The sequence below is a fragment of the Levilactobacillus tongjiangensis genome (assembly GCF_003946345.1).
Taxonomy (GTDB): Bacteria; Bacillota; Bacilli; order Lactobacillales; family Lactobacillaceae; genus Levilactobacillus; species Levilactobacillus tongjiangensis.
This window is the reverse complement of record NZ_RHNY01000005.1, coordinates 113,841-125,692: the sequence shown is the minus strand read 5'-3', so window position 1 is coordinate 125,692 and position 11,852 is coordinate 113,841. Positions and strand designations below refer to the sequence as shown.

The 11,852-nt window shown below is 45.6% G+C and carries 23 protein-coding genes; all 23 read left to right on the top strand.

Translation table 11 applies throughout. From position 1 onward, the window contains the following. Positions 1 to 408: 408 nt before the first annotated feature. The 23 genes from rpsJ to EKM75_RS04095 all read left to right on the top strand — a co-directional run bounded on the left by rpsJ (position 409) and on the right by EKM75_RS04095 (position 11,708). Positions 409 to 717: a 30S ribosomal protein S10 gene (rpsJ, locus tag EKM75_RS04205; protein WP_057879268.1), complete on the top strand. Its 309-nt coding sequence runs from the start codon at positions 409 to 411 to the stop codon at positions 715 to 717. A gap of 44 nt (positions 718 to 761) precedes the next feature. Continuing rightward, a complete protein-coding gene (rplC, locus tag EKM75_RS04200; RefSeq protein WP_125682823.1) occupies positions 762 to 1,412 on the top strand; it encodes a 50S ribosomal protein L3 in 651 nt (216 codons plus the stop codon). A gap of 21 nt (positions 1,413 to 1,433) precedes the next feature. After that, positions 1,434 to 2,057: a 50S ribosomal protein L4 gene (gene rplD / locus EKM75_RS04195; protein WP_125682821.1), complete on the top strand. Its 624-nt coding sequence runs from the start codon at positions 1,434 to 1,436 to the stop codon at positions 2,055 to 2,057. Then, the gene (gene rplW / locus EKM75_RS04190) at positions 2,057 to 2,344 is read left to right on the top strand and encodes a 50S ribosomal protein L23 (protein ID WP_125682818.1); all 288 of its coding nucleotides are present in this window, start codon (positions 2,057 to 2,059) and stop codon (positions 2,342 to 2,344) included. The genes rplD and rplW overlap by 1 nt, the downstream gene beginning before the upstream one ends. 26 nt (positions 2,345 to 2,370) lie before the next feature. Then, positions 2,371 to 3,219, top strand: a complete 849-nt coding sequence (rplB, locus tag EKM75_RS04185; RefSeq protein ID WP_125692377.1) for a 50S ribosomal protein L2 — start codon at positions 2,371 to 2,373, stop codon at positions 3,217 to 3,219. Positions 3,220 to 3,297: 78 nt separating this feature from the next. Next, positions 3,298 to 3,573 (top strand): 30S ribosomal protein S19, encoded by a 276-nt coding sequence (rpsS, locus tag EKM75_RS04180; protein ID WP_125692375.1) that lies wholly within the window; start codon positions 3,298 to 3,300, stop codon positions 3,571 to 3,573. A 16-nt stretch (positions 3,574 to 3,589) separates the two neighbouring features. Continuing rightward, on the top strand, positions 3,590 to 3,946 hold the full coding sequence (rplV, locus tag EKM75_RS04175) for a 50S ribosomal protein L22 (protein ID WP_125682812.1): 357 nt from the start codon (positions 3,590 to 3,592) through the stop codon (positions 3,944 to 3,946). A 3-nt stretch (positions 3,947 to 3,949) separates the two neighbouring features. Beyond that, the gene (gene rpsC, locus EKM75_RS04170) at positions 3,950 to 4,609 is read left to right on the top strand and encodes a 30S ribosomal protein S3 (protein ID WP_125682810.1); all 660 of its coding nucleotides are present in this window, start codon (positions 3,950 to 3,952) and stop codon (positions 4,607 to 4,609) included. 2 nt (positions 4,610 to 4,611) lie between these two features. After that, complete coding sequence (gene rplP, locus EKM75_RS04165) at positions 4,612 to 5,046, top strand: 50S ribosomal protein L16 (protein ID WP_125682808.1); 435 nt, start codon at positions 4,612 to 4,614, stop codon at positions 5,044 to 5,046. After that, a complete protein-coding gene (gene rpmC, locus EKM75_RS04160; protein WP_020090139.1) occupies positions 5,036 to 5,230 on the top strand; it encodes a 50S ribosomal protein L29 in 195 nt (64 codons plus the stop codon). Before rplP ends, rpmC begins: the two co-directional genes overlap by 11 nt. Positions 5,231 to 5,258: 28 nt before the next feature. Next, positions 5,259 to 5,525: a 30S ribosomal protein S17 gene (gene rpsQ / locus EKM75_RS04155; protein WP_048735510.1), complete on the top strand. Its 267-nt coding sequence runs from the start codon at positions 5,259 to 5,261 to the stop codon at positions 5,523 to 5,525. A 50-nt stretch (positions 5,526 to 5,575) separates the two neighbouring features. Next, positions 5,576 to 5,944: a 50S ribosomal protein L14 gene (gene rplN / locus EKM75_RS04150; RefSeq protein WP_125682806.1), complete on the top strand. Its 369-nt coding sequence runs from the start codon at positions 5,576 to 5,578 to the stop codon at positions 5,942 to 5,944. Positions 5,945 to 5,980: 36 nt separating this feature from the next. Then, positions 5,981 to 6,292, top strand: a complete 312-nt coding sequence (gene rplX / locus EKM75_RS04145; protein ID WP_057734519.1) for a 50S ribosomal protein L24 — start codon at positions 5,981 to 5,983, stop codon at positions 6,290 to 6,292. A gap of 25 nt (positions 6,293 to 6,317) precedes the next feature. Next, positions 6,318 to 6,860, top strand: a complete 543-nt coding sequence (gene rplE / locus EKM75_RS04140) for a 50S ribosomal protein L5 (RefSeq protein ID WP_125682804.1) — start codon at positions 6,318 to 6,320, stop codon at positions 6,858 to 6,860. 20 nt (positions 6,861 to 6,880) lie between these two features. After that, complete coding sequence (locus EKM75_RS04135; RefSeq protein ID WP_082153261.1) at positions 6,881 to 7,066, top strand: type Z 30S ribosomal protein S14; 186 nt, start codon at positions 6,881 to 6,883, stop codon at positions 7,064 to 7,066. A gap of 34 nt (positions 7,067 to 7,100) precedes the next feature. Continuing rightward, a complete protein-coding gene (gene rpsH, locus EKM75_RS04130; protein ID WP_011668485.1) occupies positions 7,101 to 7,499 on the top strand; it encodes a 30S ribosomal protein S8 in 399 nt (132 codons plus the stop codon). A 30-nt stretch (positions 7,500 to 7,529) separates the two neighbouring features. After that, positions 7,530 to 8,066, top strand: coding sequence for a 50S ribosomal protein L6 (gene rplF / locus EKM75_RS04125; RefSeq protein WP_125692373.1), 537 nt, complete (start codon positions 7,530 to 7,532; stop codon positions 8,064 to 8,066). 32 nt (positions 8,067 to 8,098) lie between these two features. Then, complete coding sequence (gene rplR, locus EKM75_RS04120; RefSeq protein WP_318530966.1) at positions 8,099 to 8,464, top strand: 50S ribosomal protein L18; 366 nt, start codon at positions 8,099 to 8,101, stop codon at positions 8,462 to 8,464. Between the two features lie 22 nt (positions 8,465 to 8,486). Next, positions 8,487 to 8,990 (top strand): 30S ribosomal protein S5, encoded by a 504-nt coding sequence (gene rpsE, locus EKM75_RS04115; protein ID WP_125682798.1) that lies wholly within the window; start codon positions 8,487 to 8,489, stop codon positions 8,988 to 8,990. Between the two features lie 14 nt (positions 8,991 to 9,004). Further along, on the top strand, positions 9,005 to 9,187 hold the full coding sequence (rpmD, locus tag EKM75_RS04110; RefSeq protein WP_125682796.1) for a 50S ribosomal protein L30: 183 nt from the start codon (positions 9,005 to 9,007) through the stop codon (positions 9,185 to 9,187). 35 nt (positions 9,188 to 9,222) lie between these two features. Beyond that, positions 9,223 to 9,657 (top strand): 50S ribosomal protein L15, encoded by a 435-nt coding sequence (gene rplO, locus EKM75_RS04105; RefSeq protein ID WP_125692371.1) that lies wholly within the window; start codon positions 9,223 to 9,225, stop codon positions 9,655 to 9,657. After that, entirely contained in the window at positions 9,657 to 10,967 is a 1,311-nt protein-coding gene (gene secY / locus EKM75_RS04100) for a preprotein translocase subunit SecY (protein WP_125682792.1), read from the top strand. Before rplO ends, secY begins: the two co-directional genes overlap by 1 nt. A 90-nt stretch (positions 10,968 to 11,057) precedes the next feature. Then, a complete protein-coding gene (locus EKM75_RS04095; RefSeq protein WP_318530967.1) occupies positions 11,058 to 11,708 on the top strand; it encodes an adenylate kinase in 651 nt (216 codons plus the stop codon). The last annotated feature ends 144 nt before the right edge of the window (positions 11,709 to 11,852 follow it).

The following is an 11,852-nucleotide window of genomic DNA, read 5'->3' as shown; positions in this document are numbered from 1 at the left end:
ACAACGGCTTGCGAGAGCTAATCGTCATGGGTGGTTAATTTGGGAATAGTTGTCCAGTAGGGCAGAACACTTCCACTTTAATCTAAATACGGGATTAGCTTAGCATTATCAGACAATTTAAAATAATTTTCACTGATTTTCGTACCTTGATCGAGGTCAATTCGGTCAGCGATTTCACAAAAAGATTTGAGAAATTCAGCGAAAACCCTTGCCAGACGGCGTTTTATTTAGTATGATAGTCAAGTGCTGTATTTCCCCGGGACATTTTTGTGCCCTGGGGGTAGCGGTTCAAAAGCTTAAGCGATGATGTGGGAGATTGCGACACACCCGGCCGCTTTGCCATGAGGGTGTGGCGGGAATTTCCACGGAGTTAGTCTTATTTTTAAAATAGACGAAGGAGGGAACACAATGGCAAAACAAAAAATTCGGATTCGGTTGAAGGCATACGAACATCGCATCCTCGACCAATCAGCGGAAAAGATTGTTGAAACAGCAAAGAGAACTGGTGCCGGCATCTCAGGTCCAATCCCATTGCCAACTGAACGGACAATCTACACCGTATTACGTTCACCACATAAGTTTAAGGACTCACGTGAACAATTCGAAATGCGGACGCATAAGCGTTTGATTGATATCGTTAACCCAACGCCAAAGACGGTCGACTCATTAATGAAGCTTGATCTGCCTAGCGGTGTTGACATCGAAATCAAGTTATAATTTTCAAGGTACTAAACTAATACAATATAATCGGAGGTGTACTCATGACCACTAAAGGAATCTTAGGGAAAAAGGTCGGGATGACGCAAGTCTTCACTGATGCTGGTGAATTAATCCCCGTTACTGTTGTCGAAGCAACGCCAAACGTTGTGCTACAAGTTAAGACGATGGAAAACGACGGTTACGAAGCCATTCAACTTGGTTACCAAGACAAGCGTGAAGTACTCAGCAACAAGCCCGAACAAGGTCATGTAGCAAAAGCAAACACGACTCCTAAGCGCTTCATTCGTGAATTCAGAGATGTTGAGCTGGGAGATTACAAGGTAGCAGACGAAGTTAAAGTTGATACCTTCCAAGCAGGAGACATCGTGGATGTCACAGGTGTCACTAAAGGTCATGGATACCAAGGTAACATTCATAAAGATGGTCAAAGCCGTGGCCCTATGGCCCATGGTTCTCGTTACCACCGTCGTCCAGGTTCTCTGGGTGCTATCATTAACCGGGTATTCCCTGGTATGAAGCTTCCAGGCCGGATGGGTAACAAGACTGTTACTATCCAAAACCTCGTGATCGTTAAGGCTGACGTTGATAACAACGTTCTGTTGATCAAGGGTAACGTGCCTGGTGCTAACAAGTCACTCGTTTCCGTTAAGAGTGCTGTTCGCCCACCACGTCCTAAGCAATCTGAAAAATAAATAGGAAGGGAGGATAATTAAATGACAAGCGTAGCATTATACAAGCAAGATGGTAGCCAAAACGGCAACGTTGATTTGAACGCTGATATCTTCGGTATCGAACCTAACGAAAACGTCGTATTTGACACAATCCTGATGCAACGAGCTTCCTTACGCCAAGGAACCCACGCCGTTAAAAACCGGAGTGCCGTTCGTGGTGGTGGTAAGAAGCCATGGCGTCAAAAGGGTACTGGTCGTGCCCGTCAAGGTTCCATCCGTTCACCACAATGGGTCGGTGGTGGTGTGGTCTTTGGACCAACCCCACGCTCATACAGTTACCGCCTTCCTAAGAAGGTTGGCCGTTTAGCACTTAAGTCAGTTCTTTCACAAAAGGTTCTTGACGAAAGCTTATACGTTCTTGACGCATTAGCATTCGACGCACCTAAGACGAAAGAATTCGCCGCAGTGCTGGCTGGTTTGAACGTCACGACTAAGACGTTGGTTGTCCTTGAAGACGACAACGTTACTGCTGCTTTAGCAGCCCGCAACTTATCCAATGTTAAGGTAATTCCAGCCAAGAGCTTGAATGTCCTCGATATTGCCGGTGCGGACAAGTTAGTGATTACCCAACCAGCTCTTTCTCAAGTAGAGGAGGTGCTCGCATAATGGAATCACGTGACATTATTTTACGCCCAGTTGTTACCGAAGCAACGATGGCAACTATGGACGACAAGCGTTACACCTTTGACGTTGACGTACGAGCAACCAAGACACAAGTCAAGCATGCTATTGAAGACATTTTTGACGTTAAGGTTGTTAAGGTCAACATCATGAACTTAAAAGGTAAGTTAAAGCGTCAAGGTCGTTACGAAGGCTACACTAAGAAGCGTCGTAAGGCTATTGTCAGCTTATCTGCCGACTCAAAAGAAATTAAATTATTCAACGAAGAATAAAATTTCAAATATAGGAGGGAAATAACGTGGCGATTAAGAAATACAAACCAACAAGCAATGGTCGTCGTAACATGACGAGCTTGGTTTACAAAGACGTCATCACTAAGACGACTCCTGAAAAGTCATTGCTTGATTCACAAAGTCATTCTGCTGGCCGTAACAACGCTGGTAAAATGACTGTCCGTCATCGTGGCGGTGGTAACAAACGCCAATACCGGATCATCGACTTCAAGCGGATTAAGGATGATGTTACTGCTACTGTTAAGGCTATTGAATATGACCCTAACCGTACCGCTAACATTGCATTGTTAGTTTACGCTGATGGTGTTAAGTCATACATCATTGCACCTAAGGGCTTAAAGGTTGGTATGCAAGTACAATCTGGTCCAGATGCTGATATCAAAGTCGGTAACGCATTACCATTGAAGAACATTCCTTTCGGGACTGTTATTCACAACATCGAATTGAAGCCTGGTAAGGGTGGCCAATTGGTCCGTTCTGCAGGTACTTCAGCTCAATTGTTAGGTAAAGCTAACGACGACAAGTACGTGTTAGTTCGTCTTTCATCTGGTGAAGTTCGGATGATTTTGAACGTTAACCGTGCAACTATCGGTGCCGTAGGTAACGAAGAACATGAACTGATCAACGTTGGTAAAGCCGGCCGTAACCGTTGGGCTGGTCAACGTCCTCACGTTCGTGGTTCAGTTATGAACCCTAACGATCACCCACATGGTGGTGGTGAAGGTAAGGCTCCTGTTGGTTTACCATCTCCTCTTTCTCCATGGGGTAAGAAGACCGTTGGTAAGAAGACGCGTTCGAAGAAGAACAAGACTGAGAAGTTCATTGTTCGTCATCGTAAAGGTTCTAAGATGTAATAATCCGGTTTACCGGATGTCAAGAGACCTGGTTGTCATCGGCTTAACCGATGCGCCACAAGTAGAGGAGGTTTCATAATGGGTCGTAGTTTGAAAAAAGGACCTTTCGCCGATGCGCACTTATTAAAGAAGATTGATGCGCAAAAGGATTCAGAAAAGAAGGCCGTCATCAAGACCTGGTCCCGTCGGTCTACTATTTTCCCAAGCTTTGTAGGTTACACTATCGCTGTTTATGATGGACGGAAGCACGTACCAGTTTACGTTCAAGAAGACATGGTAGGCCACAAACTTGGCGAATTCGTACCAACCCGGACATTCCGTGGTCATGGTGGCGACGACAAGAAAACTCGTTGATAAGGAGGATTAACTAATGGCTGAACAAGTTACATCAGCGCAAGCGACTGCTAAGACGGTTCGGATTGCTGCTCGCAAAGTCCGCCTTGTCATCGATCTTATCCGCGGCAAGAGCGTCGCTGAAGCAATCGCTATTTTAAAGTTCACACCGCGTGGAGCATCACCCGTTGTGGAAAAAGTTTTAAACTCAGCAATTGCTAACGCAGAAAACAATTTTGACTTAGATCGTCAAGATCTAATCGTTAGCGAAGCCTTTGTGAATGAAGGACCAACCCTTAAGCGGTTCCGTCCTCGTGCCAAAGGTTCTGCTTCACCAATTAACAAGCGTACGAGTCACATTACGGTTGTTGTATCTGAAAAAAAGGAGGGATAACGCGTGGGTCAAAAAGTAAATCCAACTGGATTACGGGTCGGTATCATTCGCGACTGGGAAGCAAAGTGGTATGCTGAAAAGGATTTCGCTGCTTACCTGAAGGAAGACCTTCAAATCCGTAAGTTTATTGAAAAGCGTCTTGTAGATGCATCTGTATCAACTGTTGAGATTGAACGGGCTGCAAACCGCGTCAACATCTCAATTCACACTGCCAAGCCAGGTATGGTTATTGGTAAGGGTGGTTCCGAAGTCGAAAATCTCCGTAAGGAATTGAACGACTTAACTGGCAAACGTGTTCACATCAACATCGTGGAAATCAAAAAGCCAGATTTGGACGCCAAGTTGGTCGGCGAAAACATCGCCCGTCAATTGGAAGGCCGTGTTGCTTTCCGTCGGGCTATGCGTGGTACGATGCAACGGACTATGCGTTCTGGCGCCAAGGGTGTTAAGACGCAAGTCGCTGGTCGTTTAAACGGTGCTGATATGTCCCGTGTCGAAAGCTATGCTGAAGGTACGGTTCCTCTGCACACGTTACGTGCAGACATTGATTATGCATGGGTTGAAGCTCACACAACTTACGGTTCTTTAGGTGTTAAGACCTGGATCTACCGTGGTGAGATTTTGCCAGAAAAAAAGCAAACTAACGGACAAGGAGGGAAATAAACATGCTGGTACCTAAGCGAGTAAAGTTCCGTCGTGTCCACCGTGGTAAGCTTCGTGGCGAAGCCAAGGGTGGCAAGAGCGTTGCTTTTGGTGACTACGGTTTGCAATCGTTGGATTCCAAGTGGATCTCCAACCGTCAAATCGAAGCTGCACGTGTTGCAATTACACGTTACATGAAGCGTGGTGGGAAAGTTTGGATCAAGATTTTCCCTCACAAATCCTACACCGCTAAAGGTGTTGGGGTCCGGATGGGTAATGGTAAAGGTACGCCTGATGGCTGGGTAGCCCCAGTTAAGCGCGGTAAGGTATTGTTTGAAGTGGGTGGCGTCTCTGAAGAAGTCGCTCGCGAAGCCTTACGTTTGGCTGCCATGAAGCTTCCCGTTCGTACCAAGGTTTTATCACGAGAGGAAGTAGGTGGCGAATCTAATGAAGACTAAAGAAATCAACGAATTAACCACTGCTGAAATGCTCGATAAAGAAAAGAGCTACAAGGACGAATTATTCAACTTGCGTTTCCAATTAGCTACTGGTCAATTGGAAAACACCGCACGATTGAAGCAGGTTCGTAAGAACATTGCGCGGATTAAAACCGCTCTTCGCCAACAAGAACTGAACAAGTAGAATACGATAAGAAGGAGGTCACTAATACATGAGTGATGCACGTAATAACCGCAAGGTTTACCGTGGTCGTGTCGTTTCCGACAAAATGGAAAAGACGATCACTGTCGTTGTTGAAACGACAAAGACGGATGCAAGATATGGCAAGCGCGTCAAGTACTCCAAGAAGTACAAGGCACATGATGAAAACAATGAAGCCCACACAGGCGACATCGTCGAAATCATGGAAACTCGTCCATTGTCTGCTACCAAGCGGTTCCGCTTAGTCGACATTGTTGAAAAAGCAGTAATCATTTAGGTGTCGTTTTTATCGTATTCTGAACTAGAACTGAAGGGAGGACACTAGCTGTGATCCAACAAGAAAGCCGTTTAAAGGTTGCCGACAACTCTGGCGCCCGGGAAATTCTGACCATTAAGGTTCTGGGTGGCTCCAAGCGTCGCTACGCCGGAATTGGTGATGTTATTGTCGCTACTATCAAACAAGCAACACCAGGTGGCGTTGTCAAAAAGGGTGATGTCGTTAAGGCTGTTGTCGTACGTACGAAGTCTCGTGTACGTCGTAACGACGGTTCATACATCAGCTTTGATGAAAATGCCGCAGTGCTGATCAAAGACGACAAGAGCCCACAAGGGACTCGTATCTTCGGACCAGTTGCACGTGAATTGCGTGACAACGACTTCATGAAGATTGTCTCATTAGCACCTGAAGTACTGTAATTAAGAATTGTGTTAAACAAGGAGGTGCCCACAGGAATGCTTATTAAAACTGGTGACAAGGTCCGCGTGATCGCTGGCAAAGACAAAGGCAAAGAAGGAACTGTTTCTAAAGTCCTGAACGCCAAGAACCGCGTGATCGTCAAAGGCGTCAATATGATTAAGAAGCACCAAAAAGCTTCTCAAACTAATCCCCAAGGCGGAATTATTGATATTGAAGCACCAATTCACGCATCCAACGTAATGCTCATCGATCCTTCGAACAACGAACCAACCCGGCTTGGCGTTCGAGTAGAAGATGGTCACAAAGTCCGGTTCGCTAAGAAGTCCGGCGAAACCATCGACAAATAATCACTGAAAGGAGGAACATAATTTCATGTCAGCTCGTTTAAAAGAAAAGTACGTAAATGAAATTACCCCATCATTGGTGGAAAAGTTCAGCTACAGTTCTGTTATGCAAACGCCGAAGATCGACAAGATCGTTTTGAACATGGGTGTTGGTGATGCTGTTTCCAACGCCAAGAACCTGGACGAAGCCGTTGAAGAATTGGGTTTGATTTCTGGTCAAAAGCCATTGGTTACTAAGGCCAAGAAGTCAATCGCCACCTTCCGTCTTCGTGAAGGCATGTCAATCGGTGCAAAGGTTACCCTCCGCGGTGACCGGATGTACGAATTCCTGGACAAATTGATCAACGTGTCATTGCCACGTGTTCGTGACTTCCATGGTGTTAGCTCCCGTGCCTTTGATGGTCGTGGGAACTACACTCTGGGTGTTAAGGAACAATTGATTTTCCCAGAAATTAACTTTGATAACGTTAACCGTGTTCGTGGTTTGGACATCGTTATCGTTACGACGGCAAATACTGATGAAGAGTCACGTGAATTACTGACTCAATTCGGCATGCCGTTTGCACACTAATAAAAGGAGGTTCACACAAATTGGCTAAGAAATCTCAAATTGCTAAGAACAAGCGTCCTGCGAAGTTCTCTACTCAGAATTATACTCGTTGCGAACGTTGTGGACGTCCACACTCTGTTTATCAAAAGTTCCATCTTTGCCGTATTTGCATGCGGGAATTGGCTCACAAGGGTCAAATTCCTGGCATGAAGAAGGCTAGTTGGTAAAACGGAATTTTAAACAAAGGGAGGGTAAACGTTAATGTCCATGACTGATCCTATTGCAGACTTCTTGACGCGTATTCGTAACGCCAACATGGTTCGTCACGAATCACTCGAAGTACCTGCATCTAAAATTAAACGCGACATCGCTGAAATCCTGAAGCGCGAAGGTTTCATCCGCAATGTTGAATACATCGATGATGACAAGCAAGGCATCATCCGCGTATTCCTCAAGTACGGCAAAGACAACCAACGTGTCATCAGTGGTTTAAAGCGTATTTCCAAGCCAGGTTTACGTTCATACGTTAAAGCTGACGCTGTGCCAAAGGTATTAAACGGTTTAGGTATCGCTATTATCTCCACCTCTGAAGGGGTCGTTACAGATAAAGAAGCGCGTGCTAAGAAAATCGGTGGCGAAGTTCTCGCCTACGTTTGGTAAAACTTTTAAAAAGATAGGAGGTGCCTTTCAGTGAGTCGTATTGGTTATAAAACTGTCAACGTCCCAGCCGGCGTTGAAGTAAAACGCGATGGTGATCAAGTGACTGTCAAGGGTCCAAAGGGTGAATTAACTCGGACTTTCTCAGACATCATCACCATGAAAATTAGTGACGGTGCGGTTGATTTCGACCGTCCAGATGATAACAACAAGACGCGTGCCCTTCACGGTACTCAGCGTGCTAACTTAAACAACATGGTTGAAGGTGTTGTTAGTGGTTTCGCTAAGACTTTGAAGTTGGTCGGTGTTGGTTACCGTGTTCAAGCTAAGGGTAAGACTTTAGTATTGAGCGTTGGTTACTCCAACCCTGTTGAGATGGCTATTCCTGAATCCTTGGATGTCAAGGTTCCAGATAACACCACCATCAACATCGCCGGCATTAGCAAGCAAGAAGTCGGTGACTTCGCTGCTGAAGTTCGTGCCGTTCGTTCACCAGAACCTTACAAAGGTAAGGGTATCCGTTACGAAAACGAATACGTTCGGATTCGTGAAGGTAAGACTGGTAAGTAAAGCAGCTTAAACGCTGATAATTCTACAAAGAGGTGACTATTTTGATTACGAAACCAGATAAGAACAAGACACGTCAAAAGCGTCATATGCGTGTCCGCAACAAAATTTCTGGAACTGCAGAACGCCCACGCTTAAACGTTTTCCGCTCTAACAAAAACATCTACGCTCAAGTCATTGATGACGTAGCGGGTGTCACGCTTGTTAGTGCCTCGACGTTAGATAGTGATGCAAATGGCGACAACAAGACCGACCAAGCTAAGGCTGTTGGTGAATTAGTTGCTAAGCGCGCTGTCGAAAAGAAGATTAGCAATGTTGTGTTTGATCGTGGCGGTTACTTATACCACGGCCGTGTTCAAGCATTGGCAGAAGCTGCTCGCGAAAACGGGCTTAAATTTTAACAGTAAGGAGGAATAACCACACATGGCAAAATTTATTGATCCCGACAAGTTAGAACTTGAAGATAACGTTGTTGCTATCAACCGGATCACCAAAGTTGTTAAAGGTGGCCGTCGTCTTCGGTTCGCTGCACTTGTAATTGTCGGCGACAAGAAGGGTCACGTTGGCTTCGGTACTGGTAAAGCTCAAGAAGTTCCAGAAGCTATCCGTAAGGCCGTTGAAGCTGCTCGTAAGAACTTGATCGAAGTACCTATCGTGGGAACTACCATTCCTCACGAAGTCCTTGGTTCATTTGGTGGGGGTAAGATCATGCTCAAGCCCGCTGCTGAAGGTTCTGGGGTTACCGCTGGTGGCTCAGTTCGTTCCGTCATGGAATTAGCTGGTGTTGCTGACGTTACTTCAAAGCGTTTAGGTTCTAACACGCCAGTCAACGCAGTTCGGGCCACGTTTGATGGCTTGGCTCAGTTGAAGCGTGCTGAAGAAGTTGCCGCTCTCCGTGGTGTCTCTCTTCAACACTTAGCTGAATAAGGAGGGGTATTAAAATGGCTCAATTAAAAGTTACTTTAATTCATAGTGTTGCTCACCGCCTCCCTAAACAGCGTAAGATTGTGGAAGCTATGGGCTTACACCGAGTAAACAGCACCGTTATCCAACCAGATAACGAAGCTACTCGTGGTGCGCTTTTCCAAATCGCACATTTAATTAAGGTTGAAGAAGTTAAGTAGTTTTCATATCATTAAATAAGGAGGTGCGCAATAGCATGAAGTTGAATGAATTAAAACCTGCTGAAGGCTCACGGAAGGTTCGTAACCGGGTTGGCCGTGGTGATTCATCTGGTAATGGTAAGACTGCCGGTCGTGGCCAAAAAGGTCAAAAGGCTCGTAGCAAGACTCGTTTGGGTTTTGAAGGTGGCCAAATGCCATTGTACCGTCGAATCCCAAAGCGTGGGTTTACCAACATTAACCGCAAGGAATTTGCTGTCGTAAACTTAGCTGCTTTGAACGTCTTCGACGATGGTGCTGAAGTTACTCCAGCTGCCTTGGTTGAAGCTGGCATCGTTAAAAACGAAAAAGCCGGTGTCAAAGTTTTGGGTAACGGCGAGTTGTCAAAGAAGTTGACGGTTAAAGCCGCTAAGTTCTCTAAGTCAGCTGCCGAAGCTATCGAAGCTGCTGGTGGTAAAACTGAGGTGATTTAATGCTATCAAGCTTGAAAAACGCCTTTAAGATTAAAGACATTCGTAAAAAGATATTCTTTACTCTATTGGTTTTGATTGTCTTTCGGTTGGGTACTTATATTACCGTCCCCGGCATTAACGCAAAGGCACTTCAAAGCGTTGCGTCTTCTGGATTGGTTAGTATTTTAGATACCTTCAGTGGTGGTGGGTTACAAAACTATTCCATCTTCGCGATGGGGGTTTCACCTTACATCACTGCACAAATCGTTATTCAATTGCTACAAATGGACATCGTTCCGCGCTTCGTTGAATGGAGCAAGCAAGGGGACGTTGGTCGTCGGAAGTTAAACCAAGCGACTCGGTACTTAGCGATTGCCTTGGCATTCGTTCAGTCTATCGGTATCACCGCTGGTTTCAGTGCCTTAAGTTCATTGAAATTGGTTGAAAATCCTAGCGTCACGACTTATCTTGCCATCGGGTTGATCCTGACTGGTGGGACGATGTTGACGACTTGGATGGGTGATATGATTACCGATCGTGGTTTGGGTAACGGGATCTCAATGATTATCTTTGCGGGTATCATTGCTCGGACACCTAATTCCGTCTATCAACTTTTCCAAACTTACTTCATTGACGCTGACAAAGGGACCTTATGGAAGAGTGTCTTGTTCATTATTGGGTTGATCGTCTTAGTTCTGATTATTGTGACCTTTACGACTTGGGTTCAACAAGCAGAGCGGCGAGTACCTATTCAATACACTCGGCGAGTATCTGGTTCGCCAGATAGCAGCTACCTCCCATTAAAGGTCAACGTTGCCGGGGTTATCCCCGTCATCTTCGCGAGTTCGTTCATTGCGACGCCACAGACTATTCTGATGGCGTTCCAAAACACGCACTCTCAAGATGCTTGGTACCAAACTTTAACAGACGTCTTTAATATGCAAACGCCGGATGGTGCCGTATTGTACACTGTTCTGATCGTTGTGTTCACGTTCTTCTATGCGTTCGTTCAAGTCAACCCAGAAAAGTTAGCTGAGAACCTGCAAAAGCAGGGGAGCTACATTCCTGGAGTTTGGCCTGGTCACGAAACACAATCTTATGTTTCCAGTCTGTTGATGCGTCTTAGCACTGTTGGGGCGCTCTTCCTTGGATTCATTTCTTTGATTCCGTTAGTTGCCCAGAACCTGTGGAACTTAGATGAGTCAATTGGTTTAGGTGGTACCAGCCTCTTAATCGTGGTTGGGGTTGCTATTGAAACCATGCGGCAAATCGACGGATTAATGATGAAGCGCGAATACGTTGGCTTTATCCAAGGTCCAGAACCAGCTTAATGAGTTTCCAGCGGGTGTGTTGATCTTTTAGCACACCTGCTTGTGTTTTTCGGGTAAATTTCGAGTTAAAGGAGAACGAACATGACAGCAATGAATTTGATCCTCATGGGTTTACCAGGTGCCGGTAAAGGTACGCAAGCCGAAAAGATTATCAAGGAGTTCAACTTGCCGCATATTTCCACGGGAGATATCTTCCGTGATGCGATGAAGAACGAAACTGAAATGGGATTGGCAGCGAAGAAGTTCATCGACAAAGGTGAACTTGTGCCGGATGAAGTCACGAACGGCATCGTTCGCGACCGGTTAGCTCAGGATGATACCAAAAACGGGTTCATGTTGGATGGGTTTCCCCGTTCTATTGTTCAAGCCGAAGCGTTAAACACGTTTGGCCCTGAACTTGATCGGACCATCAACGCCGTGATTAATATTCACGTTGAACCAGATGTTTTGGTTGAACGCCTTTCCGGTCGTTACATTTGCCGCAACTGTGGTGCAACTTACCACAAGCTGTACAAACAGCCTAAGGTTGAGGGTACGTGTGACGTCTGTGGTAGTCATGACTTCTATCAACGTGAAGACGACAAGCCTGAAACGGTGAAGAATCGTTTGGCAGTGAATTTGAAAGCAAATACACCGCTGGTTGATTACTACACCAAGAAGAACTTGTTGTTTACCGTTGATGGTGACCGTGACATCGATGATGTTTACGTCGACATCGAAAAGATCCTGAAGAACCTCTAGGAAGTGGCTTAGTTCTTGCTTAACTGGAAGAATTATGGTAAGCTTATTCAGGTTTAGCCTGTAAATGGCGCGCTGACGCGATTCACAGGTGCTAGGTGGGGGCAACTCGTTGTCCTTGCCGCTTTTACGTGTATTTACACGCAA

Coding starts and splice junctions, on each gene's coding strand:
- rpsE (WP_125682798.1), top strand. CDS start 8,487: ATGGCAAAATTTATTGATCCCGACAAGTTAGAACTTGAAGATAACGTT.
- rplX (WP_057734519.1), top strand. CDS start 5,981: ATGCTTATTAAAACTGGTGACAAGGTCCGCGTGATCGCTGGCAAAGAC.
- rplV (WP_125682812.1), top strand. CDS start 3,590: ATGGCTGAACAAGTTACATCAGCGCAAGCGACTGCTAAGACGGTTCGG.
- rplP (WP_125682808.1), top strand. CDS start 4,612: ATGCTGGTACCTAAGCGAGTAAAGTTCCGTCGTGTCCACCGTGGTAAG.
- secY (WP_125682792.1), top strand. CDS start 9,657: ATGCTATCAAGCTTGAAAAACGCCTTTAAGATTAAAGACATTCGTAAA.
- rplE (WP_125682804.1), top strand. CDS start 6,318: ATGTCAGCTCGTTTAAAAGAAAAGTACGTAAATGAAATTACCCCATCA.
- rpsS (WP_125692375.1), top strand. CDS start 3,298: ATGGGTCGTAGTTTGAAAAAAGGACCTTTCGCCGATGCGCACTTATTA.
- rplC (WP_125682823.1), top strand. CDS start 762: ATGACCACTAAAGGAATCTTAGGGAAAAAGGTCGGGATGACGCAAGTC.
- rplW (WP_125682818.1), top strand. CDS start 2,057: ATGGAATCACGTGACATTATTTTACGCCCAGTTGTTACCGAAGCAACG.
- rpmD (WP_125682796.1), top strand. CDS start 9,005: ATGGCTCAATTAAAAGTTACTTTAATTCATAGTGTTGCTCACCGCCTC.
- EKM75_RS04095 (WP_318530967.1), top strand. CDS start 11,058: ATGAATTTGATCCTCATGGGTTTACCAGGTGCCGGTAAAGGTACGCAA.
- rpmC (WP_020090139.1), top strand. CDS start 5,036: ATGAAGACTAAAGAAATCAACGAATTAACCACTGCTGAAATGCTCGAT.
- rpsJ (WP_057879268.1), top strand. CDS start 409: ATGGCAAAACAAAAAATTCGGATTCGGTTGAAGGCATACGAACATCGC.
- rplO (WP_125692371.1), top strand. CDS start 9,223: ATGAAGTTGAATGAATTAAAACCTGCTGAAGGCTCACGGAAGGTTCGT.
- rpsH (WP_011668485.1), top strand. CDS start 7,101: ATGTCCATGACTGATCCTATTGCAGACTTCTTGACGCGTATTCGTAAC.
- rplD (WP_125682821.1), top strand. CDS start 1,434: ATGACAAGCGTAGCATTATACAAGCAAGATGGTAGCCAAAACGGCAAC.
- rpsQ (WP_048735510.1), top strand. CDS start 5,259: ATGAGTGATGCACGTAATAACCGCAAGGTTTACCGTGGTCGTGTCGTT.